Raw genomic sequence first — 26,723 nt, 5'->3', positions numbered from 1 at the left:
CCAAGTATACTAGTTATTTAAAGTGATTACTGACCGTAAACACGAGTCTACAGAGCGTTAACGCGCGCGCTGACCGAAAAGCACTTTTCGGGCCTCTTCCGCCGCTTTTCCGGACGCCTGCAGGCCTCCGGACCGCAATTCCGCGCCCAGCTTGAACCCCTTCTGGACCGCTTCGCGCGCGCCGACGCGCTCGAACCAGCTCCTCAAATTGGGGAACTCGTCCAGAATGATGCCCTGATTTTTCCACGGAACAACCCACGGCCAGCTCATGAAGTCGGCGATGGACAATTGGCCGCAGATGAAATCGCGTCCTTCCAGCCGCTTGTCGAGCACGCCGTACAGCCGGTGAGTCTCGTTGGTGTAGCGGACGACGCCGTAGGCGATCTGGCGCTGGTCGGCGATGATCGCCGGCGCGTACTGGCGGAAATGGTGGGTCTGGCCGGCCATGGGACCGAGGCCCCCCATCTGCCACATCACCCACTGGTCGATGTCGACGCGGTCGCGTTCGGTCTCGCCGTAGAACCGGCCGGTCTTGCGGGCCAGGTACTGCAGGATGGCGCCGGACTCGAAGATCGAGATCGGCTGGCCGTCGGGACCGTCGGGATCGACGATGGCCGGCATACGGTTGTTGGGGCTGATGGCCAGGAAGTCCGGCTTGAACTGCTCGCCGGTCCCGATGTTCACCGGGATCATCTCGTAGGGCAGACCCATCTCCTCCAGGGCGATGGAGACCTTCCAGCCGTTGGGCGTGGGCCAGTAGTGCAGTTCGATCGGACGACTCATTGGCCTTCCCTCCCGTATTCGTTGCCGCCACCGAAGATGGTCGCCTAAGCCCTTCCCGCCAAGACTTACCCGTCGAAAAGCCTGACCTCGCCGTTCAGGCTGGGTTCAGCCGAACGGCGTCATTCTGCGTTTCAAGGTCGAGGGAAGTTTCTAGGCGACGTCTCGGAGACGCCGCCCGACCACCAGGAGAAGACGAGATGAAACGTCTGCTGCTCACCATCGCCGCCGTGGCCTCCGTGGCGGGCCCGCTGGCCCTGAGCGCCACCGACGCCGCCGCTCAGGATCGCGGACGCTGGGAACACAACGACCGCGGTCGGGACTGGGATCGCGGCCGGGACCATGACCGTCGCGACTATGGACGCGACTATGGCCGAGGCGACTACGGCCGTGGCGACTACGGGCGCCATGACCGCTGGGATCGCGGCCGCCACAACGGCTACTACTACAACAACCGCTGGTCTTACGGCCCGCCCCCGCCCGCCTACTACGGTCGTCCGGGCTTCCGCCCCGGCTATACGTCCTGGCGTCGCGGCGCCTACCTCCCGAGCTACTATCGTGGCCGCGGGTATGTCGTGAACGATTACTATCGCTATAGCCTGCGCCCGCCGCCCCGGGGCTACTATTGGTATCGCACGGGCAATGACTACGTGCTGGCCGCCATCGCGACCGGCCTGATCTTCGACGTCATCGCCAACCACTAGACCTGAACTGCATCCGAAGTGTCGAAGCGGCGTCCTGGGCTTTGCCTGGGGCGCCGTTTTGCGGTCACACGCGCCTCAACCCCGCCGCGCATGCGGCCCAACCGCCCGATTGCGAAGTCATTTCGACCACATTGCCCCGCCAGCGTAGGCTTCGCGTCACACAACGACGCTGCAGCAACACGGTCCCACCCCATGAAGACCCTGCGCATCACCACCGCCGCCCTCACCCTGGCGGCCGCCGCCTATGCCGGCTCGGCCCTGGCCCAATCGACCCTGCCCCAGACCTCGCCGGCCAATCCGCAGCCCAGCATCACCACCCCGGCGCCGACCAACGACCCGTTGACGGCCGCCCCCGCGCCCGAGCAATCGGCGCCCCCGGCCTCCGAGACCGCCATCCCGGCCGACTCCGCCGGCGCGCCGACCTCGGCCACCGCGCCGGCCATGACCGACGAAAAGACCGCGCCGGCCGCCGACGAGAAGGCCGCCAAGAAGGCCAAGAAGCACAAGAAGACGGCCGAAGAGCCGACGGCGACCCAGCCGCGATAATTTAAAGTTCGCATCAACGAAGAAGGGCCCGCGGTTTTCACCACGGGCCCTCGTCGTATCCGGACGGTGGAAACGCCTATTCGGCGACGCCGAGCTTCTTGCGAAGCAGTTCGTTGACCGTGCCCGGATTGGCCTTGCCGCCCGTGGCCTTCATGACCTGGCCGACGAACCAGCCCAGGGCCTGCGGCTTGTCCTTCACGGCCTCGGCCTTGTCCGGATTGCTGGCGATCAGGTCGTCGATGGCCTTTTCGATGGCGCCGGTGTCGTTGATCTGCACCAGACCGCGCTTCTCCACGATCTCGGCGGGACGGCCTTCGCCGGCCCACATGTGCTCGAAGACCTCCTTGGCGATCTTCGAAGAGATCGTGCCGTTCTCGATCAGCTCGACCAGTTGGGCGATATCGGACGACGGCAAGGGTGAGTTGGCGATCTCGTGGCCGCCGGCCGACAGCTTGGCCAGCAGCTCGTTGGTCACCCAGTTCGAGACCAGCTTGGCGTCGCGGCCTTTCGCGGCGGCCTCGAAATAGTCGGCGCGGTCGCTCTCGATGATCAGCACGCCGGCGTCATAGGCCGACAGGCCGTACTGGCTCTGCAGGCGCGCCTTCTTGGCGTCCGGCAGTTCCGGCAGGGTCTCCTCGATCTGCTTCACCCAGGCCGCGTCCAGAACCAGCGGCAGCAGGTCCGGATCCGGGAAGTAGCGATAGTCGTGCGCTTCTTCCTTCGACCGCATCGAGCGGGTCTCGAGCTTGGTCGGATCGAACAGGCGGGTCTCCTGGTCGATCTTGCCGCCATCCTCCAGGATCTCGATCTGGCGACGGGCCTCGTACTCGATGGCCTGCTGGATGTAGCGATACGAGTTGACGTTCTTGATCTCGCAGCGCGTGCCCAGGTGGCTGAAGCTGCCGGTCTCGCGGAACTTCTCGTAGTCGCCGGGGCGGCAGACCGAGACGTTGACGTCGGCGCGCAGGTTACCCTTCTCCATGTCGCCGTCGCAGGTGCCCAGATAGACCAGGATCGTCCGCAGCTTCTTGACGTAGGCGGCGGCCTCTTCCGAGGTGCGCATGTCGGGCTTGGAGACGATCTCCATCAGCGCCGTGCCCGCGCGGTTCAGGTCGACATAGGTCGCGTTCGGATCCTGGTCATGCAGCGACTTACCCGCGTCCTGTTCCAGGTGCAGGCGCTCGATGCGGACGTCGAAGGTCGTGCCGTCGTCGCGCTCGACCGTCACCACGCCCTCGCCGACGATCGGCTGGTCGAACTGGCTGATCTGATAGCCCTGCGGCAGATCCGGATAGAAGTAGTTCTTCCGGTCGAAGCGGCTCTTCAGGTTGATCTGGGCCTTCAGGCCCAGGCCCGTCTTCACGGCCTGCTCGACGCAGAACTTGTTCAGGACCGGCAGCATGCCCGGCATGGCCGCGTCCACCAGGCTGACCTGCTCGTTGGGCCCCGCCCCGAAGCCGACGGCGGCGCCGGAGAACAGCTTCGACTTGCTGGCCACCTGGGCGTGGACCTCGAGGCCGAGGACGATTTCCCAGGGGCCGGTGCGGCCTTGGATCGTTTTGGAATCTTGCGTCATGGCCGTTTCTCTACATCAAGCGAGCCGGGCCGGAAAAGCTTTCGGACGCATGTCGCCGGCATCTTATGCGATCCAGGACCCGCACGGCCTTGAAGTTGTTTCAATGAAGCGGAACCATTCATTTTCGACATCACTGAATAAGGCCGGATTGAGTCAAATCCGGCGCCATTGCGGGGCAAGGGAACCGTCGAGTTATCGCGCCGTTCACTTATCGAACAGCTCATTCACGGAGGTAGAAATGCCCACCGCTTTCACTACCCGCCCCACTCTCAACTTCGATGCGCCGGAGCCGGTCATCGCGGCCGATCCCAATGCTTCGGCGTTGTTTCCGAGCCAACCGGTCTATGCTCGCACGCCGAAGAAGAAGGCGTCCGGCAATCTGCCGCTTCTGATCGGCGTTCCCGTGCTGGCCGTCGCCGCCGGCGCCCTGATCTGGGGCATGAGCGCCAATCGCGGCGAAGCGCCGACCGATCCGCAGTCGCTGAAGACCGCCGCCGCCGAAAACCCCGCCCCGGTCAGCACGACGCCGGTTCCCGCCAGCGCCTCGGCCACGCCCTCGCCGATCCCGCAGCCGACCGAATTGGCCGCCAATGAGCCGGCGCCCCCGGCTCCGGTGGCCCGCTCGACGCCGGCGCCGCGCGCCGCCGCTCCGGCCCGTACGGTCGCCCGCCGCGCCGCGCCGGTAGAAAGCAGCGCGCCGGACGCCTCGACGGCCGCGGCGAACGTCAGCGCCACGGTCCCGGCCGCGCCGCCGACCGTCAGCGCCCCGATCGCCGAGCCGGCTCCTCTGGTGATCCCGGCACCGGCGGTTCCGGCTCCAACGCCGCAGCCCCAGACGACCATCCCGCAGTAGCCGGGTCACCACACCCCTGAACGAAGAAGGGCGGCTCCACAGGAGCCGCCCTTTTCCTTAGATCACCACCACTTCTCGGCTTTCGCCGAGAACCCGGCGGCTTTTTCAACCGCCCCGGCGACCGAGAACACCGTGGCCTCGTCCAGAGGCTTGCCGATGATCTGCAGGCCCAGCGGCAGGCCGTTGGCGTCGAGGCCGGCTGGCAGGGACAGACCCGGCAGGCCGGCCAGGTTGGTCGTCACTGTGAAGACGTCGTTCAGGTACATGGCGATCGGGTCGTTGCTGTTCTCGCCCAGGCCGAACGCCGCCGAGGGCGCGGTCGGGGTGAGGATCGCGTCGCACTTTTCCCACGCCTTGTCGAAGTCCTCGGCGATGCGGCGACGCACCTTCAGGGCCTTCAGGTAGTAGGCGTCGTAATAACCGTGCGAAAGCACATAGGTGCCGATCAGGATGCGGCGCTTGACCTCGTCGCCAAAGCCCGAGGCCCGGGTGTTCTCGTAGATCTCGGTCAGGGTCGCGCCGTCCTCGCGCAGGCCGTAGCGCATGCCGTCGTAGCGGGCGAGGTTCGAGGACGCCTCGGCCGGGGCCACGATGTAGTAGGCCGGCAGGGCGTACTTGGTGTGCGGCAGGCTGATGTCGACGATCTCGCAGCCGGCGTCCTTAAGCCAGGCGACGCCGTCGGCCCACAGCTTCTCGATCTCAGCCGGCATGTTGTCGACGCGGTATTCCTTGGGAATGCCGATCCGCAGGCCCTTCACCGACTTGCCGACGAACTGGGTGAAGTCCGGAACCGGCACGTCGAGGCTGGTCGAGTCCTTGGGATCATGGCCGGCCATCGAGGTCAGCAGAAGGGCCGCGTCCTCGACGGTCTTGGCGATCGGGCCGGCTTGGTCCAGCGAGCTGGCGAAGGCCACGACGCCCCAGCGCGAGCAGCGGCCATAGGTCGGCTTGATGCCGACGGTGCCGGTGAAGGCGGCCGGCTGGCGGATCGAGCCGCCAGTGTCGGTCGCCGTGGCGCCCAGGCACAGGTCGGCGGCGACGGCCGCGGCCGAACCGCCCGACGAACCGCCCGGCGTCAGAGCCTTGTTCGAACCCTGGGCGCGCCAGGGATTGGTCACCGGGCCGAAGTAGCTGGTCTCGTTCGACGAGCCCATGGCGAACTGGTCAAGGTTCAGCTTGCCCAGCATCACCGCGCCGTCGCGCCATAGCTGGCTGGTCACGGTCGACTCGTAGGTCGGGATGAAGTTCTCGAGGATCTTCGAGCAGGCCGTGGTCCGCACGCCTTCGGTGCAGAACAGGTCCTTGACCCCCAGCGGCGCGCCTTCCAGCGGACCGGCCTCGCCCAGCGCGCGGCGCGCGTCGGACTTGGCGGCCATGTCCAGCGCCTTTTCCGGAGTCTCCAGGATATAGGCGTTCAGGCCGCGCGCGGCCTCGACGGCCTCGATGTGGGCCTTGGTCAGTTCGACCGAGGTGAACTCGCGCTTGGCCAGACCGTCGAGGGCGCTGGCCAGGGTCAGCTTGGTGAGGGCGCTCATTATTCGACCACCTTCGGCACGACGAAGAAGTTGTTCACGGACTTGGGCGCGTTGCTGGTCACGCGGGCTGGGTCGCCGCCCATGGTGACGACGTCCTCGCGCATCGGCAGGCCGGCGGCCACGACGCTGGTCAGCGGCTCGCAGCCGTCGGTGTCGACCTCGGCCAGCTGCTCGATCCAGGCCATGATGCCGTTGAGCTCCTGGGCCAGGGCCTCGATGCGCTCTTCGGGTTCGGCGATGCGGGCGAGCCGGGCGACCTTCCGCACGGTGGCGGCGTCAATGGCCATGGGGATCTCCTGAAATTCGAACGCGTGGGTTAGCGGTCCCCGCCCCAGGTTTCAAGACGAGGTTTCAAGCACGCCGGCGCCTGTTATGAAGCGCCATGCCCGTTCTCGACATCGAAGACTTCGCCGCCGCCCTGCCCCAGTACGCCGCCATCGTCGGCCTGGACCCCGGCGAGAAGACCATCGGCGTGGCCGTCTCGGACGTCACCCGCACGGTCGCCAGCCCCATGGCGCTGATCGAGAAGACCAAATTCAGCAAGGACGCCGAGCACCTGTTCAAGCTGATGGACAGCCGCGGCGCGGTCGGCGTCGTCATCGGCCTGCCGATGAACATGGACGGCACGGAAGGCGTACGCTGCCAGTCCAACCGCGCTCTGGGCCGCAACCTGCTGCGCTTGAAGCCCGACCTGCCGATCACCTTCTGGGACGAGCGCCTGTCGACGGCGGCCGTGACCCGAGTGCTGATCGACGAACACGACGTCTCGCGCAAGCGCCGCGACGAGGTTGTCGACAAGATGGCCGCCGGCTGGATCCTGCAGGGCGCGCTGGAACGCCTGCGCGGCCTCTAGCGCCGCCCTTTTCGCCTGACGCCAGAAAATCCGGGCTTTTTGGACTCCGGCCCGTATGGATAAGCTTGGTTGGTTCGCGGGCGGGAACGGGCATGAGAGCCAAAGGCTTCGGACGATTGAGACAAGCCGCCACGGCGGGCGCTGTCCTGCTCGTCACCCTGACCGCCGGCGGGAGCCTCGCGGGCGCGGGCGACGACTGCCCGCCCAATCCCGAACCCGGCAAGTGCTACGAGAAGATCTACCGGCCCGCTCAATACGAGAGCTATGTCGACCAGGAGGCGGACCAGCAACGCCCGGTCCAGCAGGCCTATCGCGTCGTCACCAAGCAGCGGAAGATTCGCGAGGCCAGCTTCGTCTGGCAGGTAATCCCATGCGACGGCCGCCTTCCCGCCAGACGCGACCACTAAACGCATTCAGCCATGACTTGCGCTGGCGAGGTCCAGCACGTCCCTGGACGCGAATTTCACTCATTTCGGGGAGCGGGAAACTCCCTTCCTTGGGGAAAAACCGCGACAACATTGTTCTGCTTTTGAATATGGTTAAGGTCGCGCCCCGGATCGAACCCCAGGTTCGCTCCGGGGCGACTTATACCTGGGTTGAGGGCAACGAGGGGCTCGGATGACTAAAAAGGTCTTGATGGGGCTGATGGCGTTCGCCGTCGCCGGTTTGGCGGTCAGCTCGGCGATGGCCGACGGACGCAACTATGCGCCGCGGCCGGTTCCGCGCTATGCGCCCGCTCCGCCGCCGCAGGGCTATCCGCCCCCGCCGCCCCCGCCGTCGGGACCGACCGGCATCGACTGCCTGTGCACCCGCGCCGTGGTCTTCTACGGTCCGACCTCGGGCTATGGCGACATCACCGTCGCCGCGCCGGGCGTCCGCGTCATCGGCGAGCCGGTCGTCGTGCCGTCGGGCCGCATCGATATCCAGGGTCCGCCGGTCTATGTCGACGCGCCGCCGGTTCGCGTGGCCGCGCCGCAGATCTACCTGCACCGTCCGGAAGTCTTCGTCCGCCCGTCGGCCGTGACGGTCGAGGCGCCCGAGATCCACTTCACGGGCTGCGCCGACGGCGTGCGCTGCGAGCCGGCTCCGCCGCGCCACTAAGGTTCGGGACCAGCCGAAAGAATTCGAGGCGGGAGGCCACAAGCTTCCCGCCTCTTTTCGTTTGGATTGATCTTAGTGTTGCGGGACCGCGCAGAACTCGCGGGCTTCACGCGCCAGGGCCAGGTCGCCGCCTTCCAGCGCGGTCCTCACCGCGTCGTCGCAACGCTTCTCGCTGAGCAGGGTCGTGACATGGCTCCGCAGCGTCGCGGCGTTGAGCGCGGCTTCACGCAGGATCTGGGCTTCCTTGCGCTCGCCGGGCAGGCACGGCGAGTACCATTTCGCGTCGGCGCAGCGAGCGATCAGGCGCGTCTGCCGCGCGGCCTCGGCCCGGTTGTCGATCGGCGCGACGACGGGCGCTTGCGGCGGCTGCTGAGGCGATTGCGGCGCGGGATCGTTCGGCATAACCAGCGGCGGCGCGACCATGACCCCCGGCGGCGCGGGATCCAGCGGGCGCACGATGGTGGCCTGCGGGATCTGATAGTGGCAGACCCAGCCCTTTTCGGTCGTCTCGCACGACTGCAGGGTCGCCTTCGTCTCCTGAGGCGATGGCTCGGCGGTCTGCAGCAAGGCGATCAAGAGCAACAGCATGGCCACCCCCGCGGAGCCTGTGCGAAACGCATGAAGCTAGAGTACCCACCTTCGCCCCCCGGCAACAAGCGCGAGCGACCCCGGAAGCACGGTCGACATGCCAAACTTCGTGAATATTCCTGAGGACAGTCTCCGGCGCGCCGCCCCCCCACGCTTCCCTTCCCCTCCAAAGCCGCCTATGAGGCGAGCTCATGACGGCACCAGCCCATGACCCCGCCCGCGCGGCCATCGATGCGATCCGCGCCCGCGTCTTCGCGTTTCCCAAACGCCATTTCCTCTCCGCCGGGGACCTGAACGCCCCCCAGGCCACGGACCTGCTGGACCTGGCCGACGCCTTCGTCGCCTTCAACCGCCAGACGTCCAAGAGCCTGGATCTGCTGCGCGGCCGGACGTTGATGAACCTGTTCTTCGAGAACAGCACCCGCACCCAGAGCTCGTTCGAGCTGGCCGGCAAGCGGCTGGGGGCCGACGTCGTCAACATGAACCCCAAGACCTCGTCGGTGGCCAAGGGCGAAACCCTGATCGACACGGCGGTCACCCTGAACGCCATGCGGCCCGACCTGCTGGTCGTACGCCACGCCTCGTCGGGGGCGGCGTCCCTGCTCAGCCAGAAGGTCAGCGGCCACGTGGTCAACGCCGGCGACGGCCAGCACGAGCACCCGACCCAGGCCCTGCTGGACGCCCTGTCGATCCGCCGCGCCTTCGGCCGCGTCTCGGGCCTGACCGTGGCGATCTGCGGCGACGTGCTGCACAGCCGCGTGGCGCGCTCGAACGTCTCCCTGTTGCACACCCTGGGCGCCAGCGTGCGCCTGGTCGGTCCGCCCACCCTGATGCCGGCCCAGGCCGAGCGCTGGGGCGTCACCGTCCACCACGACATGAAGTCCGGCCTGGCCGGCGCCGACGTGGTCATGATGCTGCGCCTGCAGCTGGAGCGGATGCAGGGCGCCTTCGTGCCCTCGACCCGTGAATACTTCCGCTTCTACGGCCTTGATCGCGAAAAGCTGGCCCGCGCCGCGCCTGGCGCCAAGGTCATGCATCCGGGCCCGATGAACCGGGGCGTCGAGATCGACTCGGACGTCGCAGACGATCCCGCCGTCAGCCTGATCCAGGACCAGGTCGAGATGGGCGTCGCCGCCCGGATGGCGGTGTTGACCAGCCTCGCGGCTCGTATCGAGGCAGCCCAATGACGTCCGCCCAGCCCATCGCCCTCGTCAACGCCCGCCTGGTCGACCCCGAGAGCGGCTACGACGGTCCCGGCGGCGTCATCGTCTCCGAAGGCGTCATCGCCGACGTCGCCAAGGGCCGCGAGTTCGGCAAGCTGTCAAAGGCCGTGCGGGTCATCGATTGCGGCGGGGCGCTGCTGGCGCCCGGCCTGATCGACCTGCGCGTCCGCACCGGCGAGCCCGGGGCCGAGACCAAGGAAACCCTGGCCAGCGCCGCCAAGGCCGCGGCGGCCGGCGGCGTCACCTCGATGGTCGTCCAGCCCGACACGGCCCCGGCCATCGACGACCCCAGCGTCGTCGACTTCATCCTGCGCCGGGCCCGCGACATCGACAGCGCCCGCATCCTGGTGGCCGGCGCGGCGACCAAGGGCCTGCACGGCGAGCAGATGGCCGAGATCGGCCTGATGCGCGAGGCCGGCTGCGTCTACATCACCGATGCGGGCAAGCCGATCGTCGACAGCAAGGTCATGCAGCGCGTCCTGACCTACGCCAAGGGCTTCGACACCCTGCTGGCCCACCGTCCGATGGACCCCTGGCTGGCCAAGGGCGGCGCGGCGATCGGCGGCGAGTTCGCCGGCCGCATGGGCCTGCCCTCGATCTCGCCGATGGCCGAGCGGATCATGCTGGAGCGCGATGTCGCCCTGCTGGAAGCCACTGGCGGCAGGCTGCTGGTCGACCAGATCACCTCGGCCCAGGCGTTGGAGACGCTTCAGCGCGCCAAGAAAAAGGGCCTGCGGATCAGCGCCTCGGTGTCGATCAACCACCTGTCGTTCAACGAGCTGGACATCGGCGACTACCGCACCTTCGCCAAGCTGAACCCGCCCCTGCGCGGCGAGGACGATCGCCAGGCGCTGATCGAGGCCCTGGCCAGCGGCCTGATCGACATCGTCGTCTCGTCGCACAGCCCGGCCCCGGCCGAGGACAAGCGCCTGCCCTACGACGAGGCCGTCCCCGGCGCCGTCGGCCTTGAGACCCTGCTGCCGGCCCTGCTGTCGCTGTATCACGACGAGCGCATCGTCCTGGTCGACCTGATCCGCGCCGTCACCCTGGCCCCGGCCGAGCTGTTGGGCCTGCGCGGCGGCCGCATCGCTCCGGGCGCGCCCGCCGACCTGGTGCTGTGCGACATCGACGCTCCGATCATCGTCGACGCCGCACGCCTGCTGTCGAAGTCCAAGAACTCGCCGTTCGACGGACGCAGGCTGCAGGGCCAGGTGCTGATGACGGTCGTCGACGGCCGCGTGGTGCACCGGGCGGAGGGGTGACGCCTTCGGCGGCGGTCCCGGAGGCGATTTCAAATATCGCCGGTCTCCCATTGTAAAAAGACCGGGTCTCCAGCACTCTCCCCGCACGCGTATCCGGGGGAAAGCCAGATGACCGCGATGGAGATGGGCCGTCGGCCGGTGGCCAGCGTCGGCCGCCGGTTCTACCTGATCATGTCGCTGCTGATGGCTGCCGTCTTCGTGGGCGGCTTTTCCACGACGGTGCCGGGGGATTTCGCTCCGCCGGGCCTGCCGCTGCTACTCCATATCCACGGCGCGATCTCGACCTGCTGGGTCCTGCTATTCGTGGCCCAACCCGCCTTCATCGCGCGCGGATCGCTGAAACTGCACCGTCAGGTGGGCATGGCGGGAGCCGGGCTGGCGGGACTGATGGCGATCATGGCCTTGGTCGCGACGGTTGTCGCGATCCGCTACGGCAGGGTTCCGCCGTTCTTCCCACCCGCCATCTTCCTGGTCCTGAACCTGCTGGGCGTCCTGGCCTTCGCCGGGCTGATCGCGGGCGGCGTCGCCCTGCGGCGCAAGGCCGAATGGCACAAGCGCCTGATGCTGTGCGCGACCATCACCATACTCGGCCCTGGCCTGGGCCGTTTGCTGCCGATGCCGTCATTCGGCGAGGCCGCGCCATTGGTGATGTTTGGCGTCATCCTGCTGTTCGGCCTGGCCGGCCCTGTCGCCGACCTCGTGACCCGCAAGCGTGTTCACCCCGCCTACGCCTGGGGCCTGGCCGCGATCGTCCTCAGCAACGTGTTGGTCGCGCCGCTGGCTTTCTCGCCGCTTGGCCAAACGCTGCTGGCTCTGGTGCAAGGCGGCTGACCGCCGGTTTTGCCCCGGCTCCGAGTCTGCACTACACCTAGACCTCACAACTCTCGCTTGCGCAGCGGTTGAATTCGCGCGCAACTCGCCTTAGGGTCGAACCGTGCAAGATCTCGCCGCCGCCACCTATCTAACGCTCGCCATCACCCTTGTCGGCGGCTACCTGCTCGGATCCATTCCGTTCGGGCTGATCGCCACGCGCCTGGGCGGGGCCGGCGACATCCGCCAGATCGGCTCGGGCAATATCGGCGCGACCAACGTGCTGCGCTCGGGCCGCAAGGACCTGGCGGCCATCACCCTGCTGGGCGACGCCGGCAAGGGCGTGGTGGCGGTGCTGCTGGCCCGCTACCTGACCCACGGCAATGCGGCGGTGATCGCCCTGGCCGGCGGCGCGGCGTTCCTGGGCCACCTGTTCCCGGTCTGGCTGAAATTCAAGGGCGGCAAGGGCGTGGCCACGTTCTACGGCGTGCTGCTGTCGGCCGCCTGGCCGGTGGGGATCGCCGCCGGCGCGACCTGGCTGGCCGTGGCCTTCCTGCTGCGCATCAGCTCGCTGGCCGCCCTGGTGGCCGCGGTCCTGGCCGCGCCCTTCGCCCTGGCCTTCGACCAGCCTTATCCGATCATGGTCCTGTGCCTGTTCATGGCCGTGCTGATCTTCATCCGCCACCGCGAGAACATCGCCCGCCTGCTCAAGGGCCAGGAGCCCAAGATCGGCAAGAAGAAGGACGAGGCCCCGCCGCCCGTCATCGACGCGCCGTGATTCCAGGCCGGCTCTCGGATATCCAGCGCTTCGCCTGGCTGCGCCTGGCGCGCACCGAGACCGTCGGCCCCGTCGCCTTCGAACACCTGATCGCCCGCTACGGCACGCCCGAGCGGGCGCTGTCCGCCCTGCCCGACCTGTCCCGACGCGGCGGGCGCGCCGTGCCCTTGTCCCTGCCGCCACGCGAGGCGATCGAGCAGGAACTCGCCGCGGGCGAGACGCTGGGCGCGCGGCTGATCTGCGGCTGCGAGCCCGACTTCCCCCCGCGCCTGGCGGCGCTTGATCCGCCGCCGCCCGTGATCTGGACCTTGGGCCGCGCCGAACTCCTCTCCGAGCCCTGCCTGGCCATCGTCGGAGCCCGCATCGCCTCGGCCGCCGGCCAGCGCTTCGCCCGCCAGCTGGCCACGGACCTGGGGACCGCCGGCTATGTCGTCGTCTCGGGCATGGCGCGCGGCATCGACGGCGCGGCGCACGAGGGCTCGCTGGCCACCGGCGCCGTGGCCGTGCTGGGCGGCGGGGTCGGCGACGTCTATCCGCCCGAGCACGACAAGCTGCACGCGCGCCTCGCCGCCGAAGGCTGCGTCGTCTCCGAGAGCGCCCCCGACCGCCGCGCCCAGGCCAAGGACTTCCCGCGCCGCAACCGCATCATCTCGGGCCTGTCCCTGGGGGTGGTCGTGGTCGAGGCCGAGCTGAAGTCCGGCTCGCTGATCACCGCCCGCCTGGCCGCCGAGCAGGGCCGCGACGTCTTCGCCGTGCCCGGCTCGCCGCTGGATCCGCGCTCGAAGGGAACCAATGACCTGATCCGCCAGGGCGCGATCCTCTGCGAGGGGGCCGAGGACGTGCTGCGCTCGCTGTCGGGCCAGATCCACCTGCGGGAACGCGAACGCGGCTACGAGGCCCAACCGGACCTGGACATCGACCACGACGCCCTGCGCGAGCGCGTCGCCGCCCTGCTCTCGCCTACGCCGGTCTCGCGCGACGACCTGGTCCGCGCCGCCGCCGCGCCCGCCTCGGCGGTGATGGCGGCGCTGGTGGAATTGAGTCTGGCCGGCCGCGCGGAGCTGCTGGACGGCGGGCTGGTCGCTGGAGTCTAACTCCGGATAGTCGAGTCTCCCGCGAGTCGCCGACTGAAGGGAGCGATGATGGACACCCAGGCCATAGAAGACATGCTCGCCGTCGCCGTGGCGGCCGGCGCCGAAGGCCGGCTGGACCAGGCCGAGGCGGCGTTCCGCGCCGTGCTGGTCATGAAGCCCGACCACGACGAAGCCTTGTTCGGTCTGGGTCTGAACCTGCTGATCGCGCGGCGTTTCCAGGAGGCCATCGCGCCGCTGACCTGGGCCGCGCACGCGCCGAACGCCGAGCCGGTGCGTCGACAATGCCTGGCCCACGCCCTGTTCCTGACCGGCGACTTCTCCCGCGCCGCCGACACCTTCGCGGCCGCCGATACAGTGGAGCCCCTGCCCGAGGGCGCTCGCGTGACCTGGGCCCGCGCCGCCGCCTACAACGCCCTCGGTCGCGCCCCGGCCGACAGCGCGCTGGAGCTCTACGCCAAGCTCGCCGGTCCGCTGGCCGAGGACCTGGAGACCGTGGCGCGCGAGGGCTTCGGCATCCTGGTGGCCTTCCAGCGGCTCGACGCGGCCCGCGCCCTCGGCGCCTGGCTGGAGGCGCGCCATCCGGACGACAAGATTCGCGCCCACGAGCTTCGCGTACTGGTCGACCCCAGCATCGACCGGGCGCCGCCGGCCTATGTGGAGGCGCTGTTCGACGACTTCGCCGAGCGGTTCGACCGCCAGCTGGTCGAGATGCTGGACTACCGCGCGCCGGCGTTGCTGGCCGACCTTGTCGCGAGCCGCCGCACGCGGTTCGAGCGGATCCTCGATCTGGGCTGCGGCACGGGCCTGGCCGCGCCGGCCCTGGAACGATTCGGCGCCGAACTGACCGGGGTTGACCTCTCGTCCGCCATGCTGACCAAGGCCGCCGAGCGCGGCGGCTACGACCACCTGGTCCACGCCGAGGCCATCGCGTATCTCGAAAGCCATCGTGGCGCCTTCGACCTGATCGTCGCCGCCGACGTCCTGATCTATTTCGGCGACCTGGTTCCACTGTTCGCCGCCGCCGCAGCCGCCCTCGCCCCCGGCGGCCTGCTGGCCGTCAGCACCGAACTCGGCGAGACCGGCTGGCGGCTCCTGCCCACGGCGCGCTACGCCCATGGCGACGACTATATCGAGACCACCAGCGCCCCCGGCTTCCGGATCGTCGAGCGCCGGGAGATCCCGCTGCGCCGGGAGACGACGGCCGTCACGGTCGGCTGCCTCTACCTGCTCGAACGGCTCTAGCCGCCTCTACGCGCGCCCTTGGCGAACAGCAGGTCAGACCACCGCCAGCGCCCGCCGCCCAGGGCGAAGCGAGCGCCGCCCGGGCCGTCGTTCAAGGAGATCAGGACCAGGCCCCGCATCGGTTCGGCGCGGCAGGCGGCGGGGGCGAAGGCGACCTCCATCATGATCATCTCGCGCAGGCCGGCCAGGCCGTCGCCCTCCTCGCCAGCGACCCGAGCCCAGTCGCCGCTCCAGACCAGCGGCGCGCGACCGGCGCCGACCGTCGCGCCGTGAGCCCGCATCAGCGAGGCGCGGGCGCGAGGATTCTTGCGCAGGCCTTCCTGCAGCAGGCGGACCATGTCGCAGCCGGCCCCGCCGCCACCGCCACCGCCGCCCGAGCCAGCCGTCGCCGCGCCCATCAGTTCGGACTCGCCCAGTCCCAGCACGGGGCTGGGCCCGGGGTTACGGCTGGCGGGTAGCGGCGTCACGTCCTTGGGCGGCGGCAGTTTCGATACACGCAAGGGCGAGCGCGGCGCGGCCTTCGGCGCCGCCTTGGGTTTCTCGGGCGACGGCGGCTTGGCCGGGGCCTTCACCGGCGACTTGGGCGCGTCATGCGGCGCTGGCGGGGGCGGCGGGGGCGGCGGGGGTGGCGGCGGTGGAGGCGGAGGTGGCGGGTCGACCAGCGTGACCATCACCGACGGCGGCTCGGGTGGCGGCGGTGTGATGTGCGTGGCGAACAGGACCATCAGAGCCCCGACATGCGCGCCGATGCTCACGACCAGGGCGACGCCCTTGCCCCCCCGTCGTTTCAACCGCGCCATCAGTCCGCCAGGCCACGGGCCGAAGCGCCGGCCCAGGCGTCCTGGAAAATCACGTCCCCGCGTCAGGAACGTGGCGATTGGTCAAGCTTGGAGGAAGGGTTCAGACCGACAGGTCGACCAGCAGGCCCGTGCCCGCGGCCGGGGCGGCGCGCACGGCTTCCTTCAGCCGATCGGCGATCTCCGCGCGTTCGGCGTTCGAGGTCACGGGCTTGATCGGACGGATCGGCGAGACATAGGCCTCGGTGGCGATCCGATTGACGGTCATGTCCATCGGGCTCAATGCAGTCGTGAAACTAGCCATCGCATTGTCGTGCAATGCCCTTAACAAGCGCCTACCAGACGCCCAAGCCTTACTGTTTCTGGGTCCTCACGTTGACAGACGTGGGGTGAAGCCCCCACTTTCCCGGCGCTCGCCTTCCGGGCGATCCCAATTTCCTGAACAAGAGTCAGAATGAACGTCGTCGTCGTCGAGAGCCCGGCCAAGGCCAAGACCATCAACAAGTACCTCGGGTCCGACTACACGGTTCTCGCTTCCTACGGTCACATCCGCGACCTGCCGTCGAAGGACGGCTCGGTCGAGCCGGACAACGACTTCGCCATGAGCTGGGAGGTCGACGCCAAGGCCTCCAAGCGGGTCAGCGACATCGTCGACGCCCTGAAGAAGGCCGACCGCCTGATTCTGGCCACCGACCCGGATCGCGAAGGGGAAGCGATCAGCTGGCACGTGCTGGAAGTGCTGAACAAGAAGAAGGCGCTGAAGGACAAGTCCGTCCAGCGCGTCACCTTCAACGCCATCACCAAGACGTCCGTGCTGGAGGCCATGGCCAATCCGCGCGACGTCGACATGGAGCTGGTCGAGGCCTATCTGGCCCGCCGCGCCCTCGACTATCTCGTCGGCTTCACCCTCTCGCCGGTGCTGTGGCGCAAGCTGCCGGGCAGCCGCTCGGCCGGTCGCGTGCAGTCGGTCTGCCTGCGCCTGATCGTCGAGCGCGAGATGGAGATCGAGCGCTTCAAGACCCAGGAATACTGGAGCGTCGACGCCGACGTTTCGGCTGGCGCCGATCCGTTCACGGCCCGCCTGGTCAAGCACGAAGGCAAGAAGCTCACCAAGTTCGACCTGAACAACGAGACCTCGGCCCTGGCCGCCAAGGCCGCCGTTCAGGCCGCGGTGTTCAAGGTCGCCGCCGTCGAGAAGAAGCCCGGCAAGCGCTCGCCCGCCCCGCCCTTCACCACTTCGACGCTTCAACAAGAAGCCGCGCGCAAGCTGGGCTTTTCCGCCCAGCGCACCATGCAGGCCGCCCAGAAGCTGTATGAAGGCATCGACATCGGCGGCGAGACCGTCGGCCTGATCACCTACATGCGGACCGACGGCGTGTCGGTCGAGCCGGAAGGCATCGCCGAGGCGCGCAGCGTGATCGGCAATGTCTATGGCGCGACCTACGTCCCCGAGACCCCGCGCTACTACAAGGCCAAGGCCAAGAACGCGCAGGAGGCTCACGAAGCCATCCGCCCGACCAGCCTGAACCGCAACCCGGGCTCGCTGCGCCTGGAGTCGGACCTCGGCCGCCTCTACGAACTGATCTGGAAGCGGATGATCGCCTCCCAGATGGAAAGCGCCCGCATCGAGCGCACCACGGTCGACCTGGAAAGCGCCGACGGCCAGACCGGCCTGCGCGCCACGGGTCAGGTCGTGCTCTTCCCCGGCTACCTGGCCGTCTATGAGGAAGGTCGCGACGACGAGGGCGACGAGGACTCCGCCCGCCTGCCGATGATCGAGGAAGGCGCTTCGGCCAAGGTCATCGAGGCCCGCGCCGACCAGCACTTCACCGAACCGCCGCCGCGCTATTCGGAAGCCAGCCTGGTCAAGAAGATGGAAGAGCTGGGGATCGGCCGTCCGTCGACCTACGCCTCGGTCCTGACCGTGCTGCGCGACCGCGAATATGTGAAGATGGACAAGCAGCGCTTCGTCCCCGAGGACAAGGGCCGCCTGGTCACGGCGTTCCTGGAGCAGTTCTTCAAGCGCTACGTGGAATACGACTTCACCGCCGCGCTCGAAGAGCAACTCGACCTCGTTTCCGACGGCAAGCTGGACTGGAAACAGTTCCTCCGCGACTTCTGGAAGGACTTCCACGCCGCCGTCGGCGAGATCGCCGAGCTGCGCACCACCAACGTCCTGGACGCGCTGAACGAGGCCCTGGGTCCGCACATCTTCCCGGACAAGGGGGATGGCTCCAACCCACGCCTGTGCCCGACCTGCAATGTCGGCCAGCTGTCCCTGAAGACCGGCAAGTTCGGGGCCTTCATCGGCTGCTCGAACTATCCGGAGTGCCGCTACACACGCCAGCTGGGCGTGTCGGAAGGCGAAGGCGAAGCCGAGAGCGCCGACAAGGAACTGGGGCTCAATCCCGCGACCGGCCTAGCCGTGTGGCTGAAGAACGGCCGCTTTGGTCCCTATGTCGAGGAGCTGGCGGCCGCCGATAGCGGCGACAAGCCCAAGCGCTCGTCCCTGCCCAAGGGCTGGATCGCCTCGGCCATGGACCTGGAAAAGGCCCTGCGCCTGCTCTCGCTGCCGCGCGAAGTCGGCAAGCATCCGGACGACGGCAAGGTCATCACGGCGGGCCTCGGACGCTTCGGGCCGTTCGTGCTGCACGACGGCACCTACGCCAATCTGGAGAACCCCGACGAGGTGTTCGACGTCGGCCTGAACCGCGCCGTCGCCATCCTGGCCGACAAGCGCGCGGGCGGCGGACGTCCGCAGCGCGGCGCCGCCACCGCCCTGGCCGAGATCGGCAACCACCCCGAGGACGGCAAGCCCGTGCGGGTGCTGTCGGGTCGCTTCGGCCCCTATATCAAGCACGGCGACACCAACGCCAATGTACCCAAGGGCAAGGACCCGGCCTCCATCACCATGGAAGAGGCCGTGGCCCTGATCGCCGAGCGCGCCGCCAAGGGCGGCGGCAAGAAGCCGGCGAAGAAGGCCGCTGCGCCGAAAAAGGCCGCCGCGAAGGCCACCAAGGCTGAAGGCGACGCTCCGGCCAAGAAGACGGCCGCGAAGAAGCCCGCGGCCAAGAAGCCGGCGGCGAAAAAGGCCGCGCCGAAAGCCAAGGCCGCGGCGACGAGCGAGGACGGCGCCGCCCCCTGGGACGACGAAGCCTAGTCTGTTCAGAGGATCGGGAGGGGAGTAGGTTTCGAGCATGACGACGCTGGAACGTCCCCTGCCGCTGCATGTCGTGGTGTCCGCGCTGATCCTGTGCTGCGTGGGCGGTTTCGCCATGGGCCTGACCAACGCCATGAAGATCGACCGTGGCGGACCGGAGACCTCCAAGCAGCCGCTGGCCGAGGTCTCGGGCGTACCGGTCAAGGACGCCGCCCCCGCCCTCGCCTACGAGCCGCCGCCCGTCGAGAAGCCCAAGCCCAAGGCCGTCGAGGTCCAGACCGCCGAGCAGGAAGCCCCGCCGGTGATCGAGACCCCGCCCGTCGCTGCTCCGGCCCCGGCTCCAACCGCGACGGCCCCCGCCGCGCCCAAGCCCGTCGAGCCCGCGCCGCCGAAGTCGATCGAGGATCTGTACTAGGGTTCGCCTCTCCTCCCCCTTCATGGGGGAGGAGAAGAAAATCTCGCCCGCCGCCCCTCGAACGGGTTAAGGCAAGACATGGCCAAACTTCGCCCCCCCCAGCCTTCAAAGGCCAAGACTTTCAAGCCCAAGCCGCCCGCCGGTCTGCCGGACCGCGAGACGCTGCTGGCGTTCCTGCGCGACGCGGGTGAGAGCGGCAAGGCCGACATCGCCCGCCACTTCGGCCTGAAGGGCGCCGACCGCCGGGCCCTGCGCGAGATGATCCGCGAGCTGGAAGCCCAGGGCGCCCTGGCCAAGCGCGGCCGCAAGGGCTTCGCCGAGCCGGGCTCCCTGCCCCCCGTCGGCGTGGCCGACGTGGTCGAGCGCGATGTCGATGGCGAGCTCTATGTGAAGCTAACCAAGTCCGACGACGACGTGCCGAACGTCCGCCTGGCCCCGACCAAGGGCGAGGCCGCGGCCGGCGCGCCGGGCCTGGGCGACCGTCTGCTGGTGCGCTTCGAGCGCCTGGAGACCGGCGAGTTCGAGGCCAAGCTGATCAAGAAGCTGGGCCAGAGCGCCCACAAGGTGCTGGGCGTCATCCGCAAGCACCGCAAGGAAATCCGCGTCGAGCCGGTCGACCGCAAGTCCAAGGACACCCTGCTGCTGGACCCCAGCGTCGCCCACGACCTGAAGGACGGCGACCTCGTCATCGCCCAGGTTGGCACGCACGGCGGCCGCTACGGCCCCAAGCCCGGCAAGGTGCTGGAGGTGGTCGGAACCGAGAACGACCCCCGCGCCGCCTCGCTGATCGCCATCCACAGCCACGGCATCCCGACCGGCTTCTCCGAGGAGGCCGAACGCGAGGCCAAGGCCGCCGTCGAGCCGACGCTGGCCGGCCGCGAGGACCTGCGGAAGCTGCCGTTCGTGACTATCGACCCGGTGGACGCCCGCGACCACGATGACGCCGTCTACGCCCATCCCGACGAGGACGAGACCAACAAGGGCGGCTGGGTCGTCTGGGTGGCCATCGCCGATGTCGCGGCCTATGTCCGCCCTGGCTCGGCCCTGGACCGCGACGCCCGCGAGAAGGGCAACAGCGTCTACTTCCCCGACCGGGTGGAACCGATGCTGCCCGAGACCCTGTCGAACGGCCTGTGCTCGCTGCGCGAAAGCGAGAACCGCGCGACCCTGGCCGTGCGGATGGTGTTCGATAGGTCGGGCCGCAAGAAGGGCCACAAGTTCGTGCGCGGCCTGATGCGCTCTGCCGCCAAGCTGTCTTACGAGCAGGCCCAGGCGGCCATCGACGGCCAGACGGACGACAAGACCGGCCCGCTGCTGGAGCCGATCCTCCAGCCCCTTTGGGAAGCCTATCGGACGATGAAGATCGGCCGCGACGCGCGCTCGCCGCTGGCCATCGAGAGCGACGAGCGCCGGATCATCATCCGCGAGGGCGAGATCCTCTCGATCACCAAGCGCCCCAGCCTGGAAGCCCATAAGCTGATCGAGGAGATGATGGTGCAGGCCAATGTCTGCGCCGCCGAGAGTCTGGAAGCCAAGCGCTCGCCGCTGATCTATCGGGTGCACGACACACCCAGCCTGGAGAAGGTGCAGAACCTCGCCGACTTCCTGCAGACGCTGGAGATCCGCTGGGACAAGGGCCAGGCCCCGCAGACCGCGCGGTTCAACAAGCTGCTGGACGAGACGCGCGAGGGCCCGAACGCGGCGATCATCAACGAGGTGGTCCTGCGCACCCAGATGCAGGCCCACTACAGCGCCGACAATATTGGCCACTTCGGCCTGAACCTGGCCAAGTACGCCCACTTCACCAGCCCGATCCGCCGCTATGCCGACCTGATCGTCCACCGGGGCCTGATCCGGGCCCTGGGCCTGGGCGACGACGGTCTCACCGACCAGGACATCGCCCAGATCAAGGACACGGCCGAGGTCATCACCCACGCCGAGCGCCGGGCCATGGCCGCCGAGCGCGACGCCACCGACCGCTACATCGCCGCCTTCCTGGCCGACCGGGTGGGCGCGACCTTCGCGGGCCGGGTCACCGGCGTCACCCGCTTTGGCCTGTTCATCAAGCTGGCCGACACCGGCGCGGATGGCCTCGTGCCGGTCTCGACCCTGGGAGAGGAATTCTTCGTCCACGACGAGAAGCTGCACGCCCTGGTCGGCGACCGCAGCGGCCAGCGCTGGACGCTAGGCATGAACGTCGAGGTCAAGCTGGTCGAGGCCACGCCGGTCACCGGCGGGCTGTTGTTCGAGATGCTCAGCGATCCGCTGCCGGCGGATCCGAAGATGCCGCGGCCCAGATTGGGGGCCCGGCGCCAGGCGGCCGTGAAGCCGCGCGGCGGGTTGCCGAAAGGCGTGCGGCGCGGCAAGCGGCGCTAGGCGTCGGTGCTAGACGGAAATCCTCCCCCTAGCGGGGGAGGCGGCGCGAAGCGCCGGTGGGGGAAAGTGCTTGAAGCCTTGCCTCTTCCCCCTCCGTCGCCTCTTCGAGCCGACACCTCCCCCGCTAGGGGGAGGATTTGATCGCCGCCTCCAGCTTGTCGGCCATCATCTTCTGATCGGCGACCGACGGGTGGCCGTGGCAAGCCCCGCGGTCCATGCCGGTGATCCGCACCGCCTTGGCGCCGGTGCGGTCGGCCACTTCGGCGACGTCCTCGGCGAAGGTGTCGCCGGCGATCAGGAACACGCGCGCGCTGGCCCGGTTGGCCTTCAGGCCCTGGACGAAGGCCACGTAGGTCTCGCGGTAGTCCTTGCGCAGCGCCGCCTCGTCGGCCCAGGCCTCGCCCGGATGTAGCGGCGTCGAGAAGTCGTTCGTGCCGAGGCCAATGACGAGAATGTCCGGCTTCCAGGGATCATCCGCCGCCACACGCGGCTCGGCCTGCCCTGGAATCACGCGCGGGAGGAGCACCGGCAGCGGCTCGCCCGGCGCCTGACCGTTGTAGTTCCGCACCACGCCCCGGCCCGAGAAGGCCTCGATCCGGTAGTCGGCGTCCAGCCGCGCCGCCAGGATCGGCCCGAACGCCAGGCTGGTGTCGGTCAGGTCGTGGACCTGTTGCTCCGTGCAGTCGCGACTGGCCGAGCGCACGCCGTAGCCGACCGTGTAGGAGTCGCCGATGAACTCGATCCGGCGCGGGCGGCTGAGGGCCGGCAAGGCCCCCTCCGCTGGTCCCACGAAGAAGCCCTCGAACCGCGCCGAACCCGTCTGGCTTTCGGTCAGCTTGTCGAGGCGCACGACGTGCTCGCCGGGCCCCAGCCGATCGAGCAGCAGATGGAGTTCGCCGGCCTCGGTCAGCTCGGCCTTGCGCGCGCCATCCACGCTGACGGCCAGATGCTCGGCGCCGGTGTCGACCACCACCTCGACGGACGGACCGTTGAAGCGCCCCTCGAAATAGACCCCCGGCCAGCCAAACTCGTAAGTCCCGTCCGGCGCCGGTGCGACTCGGCCGCCGATATTCAGCGGGAGCGCGCTCTGGGCCCAGGCCTTCGGGCCAAAGGCGGGGGTGGCGAGACACAGGATGGCGGCGAAAGTCAGCAAGCGCATGGCCCCCCTTCTCAAGCGGGATGCGCGCCGCGTCAAACCCCGCTAAGCAGAGCCATGCGCGCGCAGATCGAACCTTTCCACGCCATCGCCATCAGCCGCCTGGCTCACCAGTTGAAGACCGAGGGCGCCTCGATCATCCACATGGAGTTCGGCCAGCCCTCGACGGGCGCGCCGAGCAAGGCGATCGCCAAGGCCCACGAGATCCTCGACGCCGAGGCCATGGGCTATTGGGAGAGCCCCCTGCTGCGCCAACGGATCGCCGAGCGCTACCAGACCCTCTATGGCGTCCACGTCGAGCCCGAGCGGATCGTCCTGACCTGCGGGGCCTCGCCGGCCCTGGTGCTGGCGCTGTCCAGCGTGTTCGCGCCGGGCGACCGGATCGCCCTGGCCCGCCCGGGCTACGTCGCCTACCGCAACAGCCTGAAGGCCCTGCACCTCGAACCCGTCGAGATCGCCTGCGGGCCGGAGGATCGCTTCCAGCTGACGGCGAAGCATCTCGCCGAACTGGACCCCGCCCCGGCCGGCGTCATCGTCGCCAGCCCCGCCAATCCCACGGGCACGATCATCGCGCCCGAGGAGTTGGAAGCCATCGCCAAGGTCTGTCGCGAGCGCGGCATCCGCATCATCAGCGACGAGATCTATCACGGCCTCAGCTACACCGGCCGCACGCCCTCGATGCTGGAGTTCGCGCCCGACGCCCTGATCGTCAACAGCTTCAGCAAGTATTTCAGCATGGCCGGCTGGCGGCTGGGCTGGCTGCTGACGCCGAAGGGCGAGGACCTGGAACGGGCCCGGGCCTATGTCGGCAACCTGTTCCTCACCGCCCCGTCGCTGAGCCAGCACGCGGGGCTGGCCGCGATGGACTGCATCGACGAGCTGGAAGCCCATATCGACGTCTATCGGCGGAACCGCCAGCTGATGCTGGACGCCCTGCCTGCCCTTGGCCTGCGCAAGATCGCCCCGCCGGACGGCGCCTTCTACATCTGGGCCGATATCGGCCACCTGACCGACGACTCGCTGAGCTTCTGCCAGCAACTGCTGAAGGATACCGGCGTGGCGACGGCGCCGGGCGTCGACTTCGATCCGGTCGAGGGCAATCGCTTCATTCGCTTCAGCTTCGCGGTCTCCACGGCCGAGGTCGAGGAGGCTATTGCTCGGATGGCTCCCTGGTTCGCTGCCCGAGCCGCCAGTCCAGGCCCATCGCCAGGAAGGTGAAGGAGCCCGACCAGCCGATCAGGATCAGGCCGGCCAGGGGCTCCAGGCTGGCGACCAGCCGCAGCGCGCCGACGGGATAGACGTCGCCGACGCCCTGGGTGGTGAAGGTCTCGATCGAGAAGAAGAACAGCTGGCTGGCGGTCATCGCCGGCATGCCCACGAACGCCCCCAGGTGCAACTGGCTCTCGCCGATCCAGTACCCCACGGCGAACAGACCCGCCTCCAGCACGTGGGCCACGATCAGTCCAAAGATCACCAGCAGGATCTTCAGGTTTCGGGAGATCTCGGGCGAGTCTTGCCCGACCGAGAGAAGCCGCAGCGCCTGATAGTGGATCATCACCGACGCGAAGATCAGCGCCAGAGACAAGATGAAGGCGTAGAGTTCCACCATGGTCGATCCCTCGGGCGACCGCTTACGCGGGCGATGGGTCTGAACCCGCAATCGGGCTCAAATTCGCCCCCTCGCGGACAAGGCTCAGCGCGCTCGACTTCAACCTACCTCTTTTCCAGATAATCCAGCGCCATGAAGACCTCGGCCTTCACGCCGGTCTCGAACACCGCCTCGTCGACGTCGAAATAGGGCGAGTGGTTGGCCGGCGCGGTCGCCGCAGGCACATTGGCCTTGCGCCCGCCCAGCTGGACGAACACCGCCGGGACCTTCTCGGCGTACATCGAGAAGTCCTCGGCGCCCGTCACCAAGGCGGCCTTGTCGTCGACCTTGCCGGGCGAGGCCTTCTCCAGACTGGTCTTGACCCAGGCCGACAGCGCCGGGTCGTTGTAGGTCACCGGATAGGGCTGGCTAAACACGGCCTCGGCCTTGGCGCCGTAGCGGTCGCCGATGGCGGCGACGGCCTTCTGCATCTTGGCGACCAGGTCGTCGTGGCGGGCGGTGGAGAAGGTCCGCATGGTCCCCTCCATCTTCAGGTCCTCGGGGATGATGTTCTGGCGCATGCCCATGTTGATGACGGCGATCGTCACCACCGAGGGCGAGGCGCCGACATCGACCTGACGGGCGGCGATCTGGTTCGTGGCCTGAATGATGTCGGCCGCGACGCTGGCCATGTCGACGCCCGCCCAGGGCCGCGCGCCGTGGGTCTGCTTGCCCTTGACCGTGATCGTCAGGCGGTCGGACGAGGCGTAGAAGCCCTCGGGGCGATAGTTCAGCTGGTTGGCGTCCCCCGGACCGATATGGACGCCGAAGATCGCGTCGACCTTGGGCTTGTCCAACGCGCCGTCGCGGATCATGAGCTTGGCGCCGCCCTCCTCGCCGGCCTGCGGGCCTTCCTCGGCGGGCTGGAAGATCAGGACCACCGTGCCCTTGATGTCGGCCTTCATGCCGGCCAGCACCGTGGCGGTCCCCAGCAGCATGGCCACGTGGGTGTCGTGGCCGCAGGCGTGCATGACCGGCACGGTCCTGCCCTCCCAGGTCGCCGTGACCTTGGAGGCGAACGGCAGGCCCGTCTTCTCCTCGACCGGCAGGGCGTCCATGTCGGCGCGCAGGGCCACGACCTTGCCGGGCTTGCCGCCCTTCAGGATGCCGACCACGCCGGTCTTGCCGACGTTCTCGCGGACCTCGAAGCCCAGGGCCTTCAGCTCCTTGGCGATCAGAGCCGAGGTGCGGACTTCCTGGTTGCCCAGCTCCGGATGTTCATGGATGTCGCGCCGCCAGGCGATGACCTTGGGCTGCACCACCTTGGCCGCCGCCTCGATCTTGGCGGTGGAAGGCGCGGCCATCGCCGGCGCGCCAAAAGCAAGGCCGGCCATCATCGCCAGCGCCGAAACCCGTCCGATCATCACAAAACCCCCTCACGAAAAGCGGAGCGACCTTGGGGCGCGTCGTGGCGAAGGGTCAAGCGCCCGCTGGCTTGACGTCGGGTCGCTCTATGCAGTCCCGCGGATCGGTTTAACTTGAGCGCATGAGCCTGCCGCCGATCGACGCGAAATTCGACACGATCCACGACGGCGCCGTGCGCGAGACCGGCGCGGCGCTGACGCCCAAGCACGCGGCCACCGTGATCATCGTCCGCACCGATGGTCCGCGACCGCGCCTGCTGATGGGCCGACGCAACGGCGGCCACGCCTTCATGCCCGACAAGTGGGTGTTCCCGGGCGGCCGCGTCGACCGCACCGACTACGACGCCCCCAGCGCCAGCGAGCTCGCGCCCGAGGTCGCCGCGCGGCTCGAGCAGGAGCCTCGTCATCCCAGGCCCGCCCGCCTAGCCCGCGCCCTGGCCCTGGCGGCGGTCCGGGAGACGTTCGAGGAGACAGGCCTGCTGCTGGCCCGCCAAGCCCCTGTACGGCCCGGCGCGGGGCCCTGGCGGCCATTCCTGGCCCAGGGGGCCCTGCCCGACCTGGCGCCGCTCAGCTTCGTCGCCCGCGCCATCACCCCGCCCTATCGCCCGCGCCGCTTCGACGCCCGCTTCTTCATGGCCCCGGCCGAGGCGCTGCTGTCGCTGGACCGTCGTCCCGACTGCGGCGAGTTGGACGAGATCGCCTGGGTCGACTTCCAGGAGGCGATGGCGCTGGATCTGCCCAATATCACCCGCTTCGTGGTCCACGAGATCGGCCAGCGACTCGCCGACACTGGACGGCCGGCCCCCTTCATGCGTTTCCTGAACGGCAAGCGGCGCCTGTCCCACCTCTAGTTCAGGCTCCC

At 68.6% G+C, this 26,723-nt stretch carries 27 protein-coding genes; 17 read left to right on the top strand and 10 right to left on the bottom strand.

Going from position 1 to position 26,723, the window contains the following annotated elements; genetic code table 11:
* Positions 1-57: 57 nt before the first annotated feature.
* Complete coding sequence (locus AC1RNC_RS24095) at positions 58-783, bottom strand: glutathione S-transferase N-terminal domain-containing protein (RefSeq protein WP_492888557.1); 726 nt, start codon at positions 781-783, stop codon at positions 58-60.
* 197 nt (positions 784-980) lie between these two features.
* On the opposite strand from AC1RNC_RS24095, the gene AC1RNC_RS24090 reads away from it, so the two are divergent.
* Both AC1RNC_RS24090 and AC1RNC_RS24085 read left to right on the top strand, forming a co-directional pair.
* A complete protein-coding gene (locus AC1RNC_RS24090; RefSeq protein ID WP_492888556.1) occupies positions 981-1,484 on the top strand; it encodes an RcnB family protein in 504 nt (167 codons plus the stop codon).
* Between the two features lie 192 nt (positions 1,485-1,676).
* The gene (locus AC1RNC_RS24085; RefSeq protein WP_492888555.1) at positions 1,677-2,030 is read left to right on the top strand and encodes a proteophosphoglycan 5; all 354 of its coding nucleotides are present in this window, start codon (positions 1,677-1,679) and stop codon (positions 2,028-2,030) included.
* A 76-nt stretch (positions 2,031-2,106) separates the two neighbouring features.
* On the opposite strand, the gene gatB is transcribed toward AC1RNC_RS24085, so the two are convergent.
* A complete protein-coding gene (gene gatB, locus AC1RNC_RS24080) occupies positions 2,107-3,606 on the bottom strand; it encodes an Asp-tRNA(Asn)/Glu-tRNA(Gln) amidotransferase subunit GatB (protein ID WP_492888554.1) in 1,500 nt (499 codons plus the stop codon).
* A 238-nt stretch (positions 3,607-3,844) separates the two neighbouring features.
* Between gatB and AC1RNC_RS24075 the strand changes: the two genes are divergently transcribed.
* Entirely contained in the window at positions 3,845-4,459 is a 615-nt protein-coding gene (locus tag AC1RNC_RS24075) for a hypothetical protein (RefSeq protein ID WP_492888553.1), read from the top strand.
* A gap of 62 nt (positions 4,460-4,521) precedes the next feature.
* On the opposite strand, the gene gatA is transcribed toward AC1RNC_RS24075, so the two are convergent.
* On the bottom strand, positions 4,522-5,994 hold the full coding sequence (gene gatA / locus AC1RNC_RS24070; RefSeq protein WP_492888552.1) for an Asp-tRNA(Asn)/Glu-tRNA(Gln) amidotransferase subunit GatA: 1,473 nt from the start codon (positions 5,992-5,994) through the stop codon (positions 4,522-4,524).
* A complete protein-coding gene (gene gatC, locus AC1RNC_RS24065) occupies positions 5,994-6,281 on the bottom strand; it encodes an Asp-tRNA(Asn)/Glu-tRNA(Gln) amidotransferase subunit GatC (RefSeq protein WP_492888551.1) in 288 nt (95 codons plus the stop codon). The genes gatA and gatC overlap by 1 nt, the downstream gene beginning before the upstream one ends.
* Before the next feature lie 95 nt (positions 6,282-6,376).
* On the opposite strand from gatC, the gene ruvX reads away from it, so the two are divergent.
* The 3 genes from ruvX to AC1RNC_RS24050 all read left to right on the top strand — a co-directional run bounded on the left by ruvX (position 6,377) and on the right by AC1RNC_RS24050 (position 7,948).
* On the top strand, positions 6,377-6,847 hold the full coding sequence (ruvX, locus tag AC1RNC_RS24060; protein ID WP_492888550.1) for a Holliday junction resolvase RuvX: 471 nt from the start codon (positions 6,377-6,379) through the stop codon (positions 6,845-6,847).
* A gap of 92 nt (positions 6,848-6,939) precedes the next feature.
* Positions 6,940-7,254 carry a hypothetical protein gene (locus AC1RNC_RS24055; RefSeq protein ID WP_492888549.1) on the top strand — a complete coding sequence of 105 codons (315 nt, stop codon included), beginning with the start codon at positions 6,940-6,942 and terminating at the stop codon, positions 7,252-7,254.
* A gap of 211 nt (positions 7,255-7,465) precedes the next feature.
* Positions 7,466-7,948, top strand: coding sequence for a hypothetical protein (locus AC1RNC_RS24050; RefSeq protein ID WP_492888548.1), 483 nt, complete (start codon positions 7,466-7,468; stop codon positions 7,946-7,948).
* Positions 7,949-8,020: 72 nt separating this feature from the next.
* Here AC1RNC_RS24050 and AC1RNC_RS24045 read toward each other — a convergent pair whose 3' ends face one another.
* Entirely contained in the window at positions 8,021-8,536 is a 516-nt protein-coding gene (locus AC1RNC_RS24045) for a hypothetical protein (protein WP_492888547.1), read from the bottom strand.
* A gap of 191 nt (positions 8,537-8,727) precedes the next feature.
* On the opposite strand from AC1RNC_RS24045, the gene AC1RNC_RS24040 reads away from it, so the two are divergent.
* The 6 genes from AC1RNC_RS24040 (at position 8,728) to AC1RNC_RS24015 (ending at position 14,945) form a co-directional block, all read left to right on the top strand.
* The gene (locus AC1RNC_RS24040) at positions 8,728-9,723 is read left to right on the top strand and encodes an aspartate carbamoyltransferase catalytic subunit (RefSeq protein ID WP_492888546.1); all 996 of its coding nucleotides are present in this window, start codon (positions 8,728-8,730) and stop codon (positions 9,721-9,723) included.
* On the top strand, positions 9,720-11,021 hold the full coding sequence (pyrC, locus tag AC1RNC_RS24035; RefSeq protein WP_492888545.1) for a dihydroorotase: 1,302 nt from the start codon (positions 9,720-9,722) through the stop codon (positions 11,019-11,021). Before AC1RNC_RS24040 ends, pyrC begins: the two co-directional genes overlap by 4 nt.
* Positions 11,022-11,129: 108 nt before the next feature.
* A complete protein-coding gene (locus tag AC1RNC_RS24030; RefSeq protein WP_492888544.1) occupies positions 11,130-11,852 on the top strand; it encodes a hypothetical protein in 723 nt (240 codons plus the stop codon).
* Between the two features lie 103 nt (positions 11,853-11,955).
* Positions 11,956-12,609 carry a glycerol-3-phosphate 1-O-acyltransferase PlsY gene (gene plsY, locus AC1RNC_RS24025; protein ID WP_492888543.1) on the top strand — a complete coding sequence of 218 codons (654 nt, stop codon included), beginning with the start codon at positions 11,956-11,958 and terminating at the stop codon, positions 12,607-12,609.
* Positions 12,606-13,703 (top strand): DNA-processing protein DprA, encoded by a 1,098-nt coding sequence (gene dprA / locus AC1RNC_RS24020; protein ID WP_492888542.1) that lies wholly within the window; start codon positions 12,606-12,608, stop codon positions 13,701-13,703. The genes plsY and dprA overlap by 4 nt, the downstream gene beginning before the upstream one ends.
* 45 nt (positions 13,704-13,748) lie before the next feature.
* Positions 13,749-14,945, top strand: a complete 1,197-nt coding sequence (locus tag AC1RNC_RS24015; protein ID WP_492888541.1) for a methyltransferase domain-containing protein — start codon at positions 13,749-13,751, stop codon at positions 14,943-14,945.
* Here the strand turns inward: AC1RNC_RS24015 and AC1RNC_RS24010 are convergent.
* Positions 14,942-15,745 (bottom strand): hypothetical protein, encoded by an 804-nt coding sequence (locus tag AC1RNC_RS24010; RefSeq protein ID WP_492888540.1) that lies wholly within the window; start codon positions 15,743-15,745, stop codon positions 14,942-14,944. The genes AC1RNC_RS24015 and AC1RNC_RS24010 overlap by 4 nt on opposite strands.
* Positions 15,746-15,845: 100 nt before the next feature.
* The gene (locus AC1RNC_RS24005; RefSeq protein WP_125159373.1) at positions 15,846-16,016 is read right to left on the bottom strand and encodes a hypothetical protein; all 171 of its coding nucleotides are present in this window, start codon (positions 16,014-16,016) and stop codon (positions 15,846-15,848) included.
* 180 nt (positions 16,017-16,196) lie between these two features.
* Between AC1RNC_RS24005 and topA the strand changes: the two genes are divergently transcribed.
* From topA to rnr, 3 genes are all read left to right on the top strand, one after another.
* The gene (topA, locus tag AC1RNC_RS24000) at positions 16,197-18,902 is read left to right on the top strand and encodes a type I DNA topoisomerase (protein WP_492888539.1); all 2,706 of its coding nucleotides are present in this window, start codon (positions 16,197-16,199) and stop codon (positions 18,900-18,902) included.
* A gap of 37 nt (positions 18,903-18,939) precedes the next feature.
* A complete protein-coding gene (locus AC1RNC_RS23995; RefSeq protein WP_492888538.1) occupies positions 18,940-19,317 on the top strand; it encodes a hypothetical protein in 378 nt (125 codons plus the stop codon).
* 78 nt (positions 19,318-19,395) lie between these two features.
* Positions 19,396-21,693: a ribonuclease R gene (gene rnr, locus AC1RNC_RS23990; protein WP_492888537.1), complete on the top strand. Its 2,298-nt coding sequence runs from the start codon at positions 19,396-19,398 to the stop codon at positions 21,691-21,693.
* A gap of 124 nt (positions 21,694-21,817) precedes the next feature.
* Here rnr and AC1RNC_RS23985 read toward each other — a convergent pair whose 3' ends face one another.
* Complete coding sequence (locus AC1RNC_RS23985) at positions 21,818-22,852, bottom strand: SGNH/GDSL hydrolase family protein (protein ID WP_492888536.1); 1,035 nt, start codon at positions 22,850-22,852, stop codon at positions 21,818-21,820.
* 54 nt (positions 22,853-22,906) lie between these two features.
* Here AC1RNC_RS23985 and AC1RNC_RS23980 point away from each other — a divergent pair, with 54 nt between their 5' ends.
* Positions 22,907-24,067: a pyridoxal phosphate-dependent aminotransferase gene (locus tag AC1RNC_RS23980; protein WP_492888535.1), complete on the top strand. Its 1,161-nt coding sequence runs from the start codon at positions 22,907-22,909 to the stop codon at positions 24,065-24,067.
* Here AC1RNC_RS23980 and AC1RNC_RS23975 read toward each other — a convergent pair.
* Both AC1RNC_RS23975 and AC1RNC_RS23970 read right to left on the bottom strand, forming a co-directional pair.
* A complete protein-coding gene (locus AC1RNC_RS23975) occupies positions 24,000-24,458 on the bottom strand; it encodes an ion channel (RefSeq protein ID WP_492888534.1) in 459 nt (152 codons plus the stop codon). The two genes, AC1RNC_RS23980 and AC1RNC_RS23975, sit on opposite strands and share 68 nt — an antisense overlap.
* Before the next feature lie 104 nt (positions 24,459-24,562).
* Entirely contained in the window at positions 24,563-25,861 is a 1,299-nt protein-coding gene (locus tag AC1RNC_RS23970; protein ID WP_492888533.1) for an amidohydrolase, read from the bottom strand.
* Between the two features lie 122 nt (positions 25,862-25,983).
* Between AC1RNC_RS23970 and AC1RNC_RS23965 the strand changes: the two genes are divergently transcribed.
* On the top strand, positions 25,984-26,712 hold the full coding sequence (locus tag AC1RNC_RS23965) for an NUDIX hydrolase (protein WP_492888532.1): 729 nt from the start codon (positions 25,984-25,986) through the stop codon (positions 26,710-26,712).
* Positions 26,713-26,723: the final 11 nt, after the last annotated feature.

The sequence above is a fragment of the Caulobacter sp. GW822-FHT01G02 genome (assembly GCF_058802865.1).
The sequence above is the reverse complement of the archived record's forward strand: the minus strand, read 5'-3'. Positions and strand labels throughout refer to the sequence as shown.

Excerpts from the sequence above, each read along its gene's own strand:
- AC1RNC_RS24095 (WP_492888557.1), bottom strand. The coding sequence starts at position 783 with ATGAGTCGTCCGATCGAACTGCACTACTGGCCCACGCCCAACGGCTGG.
- AC1RNC_RS24090 (WP_492888556.1), top strand. The coding sequence starts at position 981 with ATGAAACGTCTGCTGCTCACCATCGCCGCCGTGGCCTCCGTGGCGGGC.
- AC1RNC_RS24085 (WP_492888555.1), top strand. The coding sequence starts at position 1,677 with ATGAAGACCCTGCGCATCACCACCGCCGCCCTCACCCTGGCGGCCGCC.
- gatB (WP_492888554.1), bottom strand. The coding sequence starts at position 3,606 with ATGACGCAAGATTCCAAAACGATCCAAGGCCGCACCGGCCCCTGGGAA.
- AC1RNC_RS24075 (WP_492888553.1), top strand. The coding sequence starts at position 3,845 with ATGCCCACCGCTTTCACTACCCGCCCCACTCTCAACTTCGATGCGCCG.
- gatA (WP_492888552.1), bottom strand. The coding sequence starts at position 5,994 with ATGAGCGCCCTCACCAAGCTGACCCTGGCCAGCGCCCTCGACGGTCTG.
- gatC (WP_492888551.1), bottom strand. The coding sequence starts at position 6,281 with ATGGCCATTGACGCCGCCACCGTGCGGAAGGTCGCCCGGCTCGCCCGC.
- ruvX (WP_492888550.1), top strand. The coding sequence starts at position 6,377 with ATGCCCGTTCTCGACATCGAAGACTTCGCCGCCGCCCTGCCCCAGTAC.
- AC1RNC_RS24055 (WP_492888549.1), top strand. The coding sequence starts at position 6,940 with ATGAGAGCCAAAGGCTTCGGACGATTGAGACAAGCCGCCACGGCGGGC.
- AC1RNC_RS24050 (WP_492888548.1), top strand. The coding sequence starts at position 7,466 with ATGACTAAAAAGGTCTTGATGGGGCTGATGGCGTTCGCCGTCGCCGGT.
- AC1RNC_RS24045 (WP_492888547.1), bottom strand. The coding sequence starts at position 8,536 with ATGCTGTTGCTCTTGATCGCCTTGCTGCAGACCGCCGAGCCATCGCCT.
- AC1RNC_RS24040 (WP_492888546.1), top strand. The coding sequence starts at position 8,728 with ATGACGGCACCAGCCCATGACCCCGCCCGCGCGGCCATCGATGCGATC.
- pyrC (WP_492888545.1), top strand. The coding sequence starts at position 9,720 with ATGACGTCCGCCCAGCCCATCGCCCTCGTCAACGCCCGCCTGGTCGAC.
- AC1RNC_RS24030 (WP_492888544.1), top strand. The coding sequence starts at position 11,130 with ATGACCGCGATGGAGATGGGCCGTCGGCCGGTGGCCAGCGTCGGCCGC.
- AC1RNC_RS24015 (WP_492888541.1), top strand. The coding sequence starts at position 13,749 with ATGATGGACACCCAGGCCATAGAAGACATGCTCGCCGTCGCCGTGGCG.
- AC1RNC_RS24010 (WP_492888540.1), bottom strand. The coding sequence starts at position 15,745 with ATGGCGCGGTTGAAACGACGGGGGGGCAAGGGCGTCGCCCTGGTCGTG.
- AC1RNC_RS24005 (WP_125159373.1), bottom strand. The coding sequence starts at position 16,016 with ATGGACATGACCGTCAATCGGATCGCCACCGAGGCCTATGTCTCGCCG.
- topA (WP_492888539.1), top strand. The coding sequence starts at position 16,197 with ATGAACGTCGTCGTCGTCGAGAGCCCGGCCAAGGCCAAGACCATCAAC.
- AC1RNC_RS23995 (WP_492888538.1), top strand. The coding sequence starts at position 18,940 with ATGACGACGCTGGAACGTCCCCTGCCGCTGCATGTCGTGGTGTCCGCG.
- rnr (WP_492888537.1), top strand. The coding sequence starts at position 19,396 with ATGGCCAAACTTCGCCCCCCCCAGCCTTCAAAGGCCAAGACTTTCAAG.
- AC1RNC_RS23985 (WP_492888536.1), bottom strand. The coding sequence starts at position 22,852 with ATGCGCTTGCTGACTTTCGCCGCCATCCTGTGTCTCGCCACCCCCGCC.
- AC1RNC_RS23980 (WP_492888535.1), top strand. The coding sequence starts at position 22,907 with ATGCGCGCGCAGATCGAACCTTTCCACGCCATCGCCATCAGCCGCCTG.
- AC1RNC_RS23975 (WP_492888534.1), bottom strand. The coding sequence starts at position 24,458 with ATGGTGGAACTCTACGCCTTCATCTTGTCTCTGGCGCTGATCTTCGCG.
- AC1RNC_RS23970 (WP_492888533.1), bottom strand. The coding sequence starts at position 25,861 with ATGATCGGACGGGTTTCGGCGCTGGCGATGATGGCCGGCCTTGCTTTT.
- AC1RNC_RS23965 (WP_492888532.1), top strand. The coding sequence starts at position 25,984 with ATGAGCCTGCCGCCGATCGACGCGAAATTCGACACGATCCACGACGGC.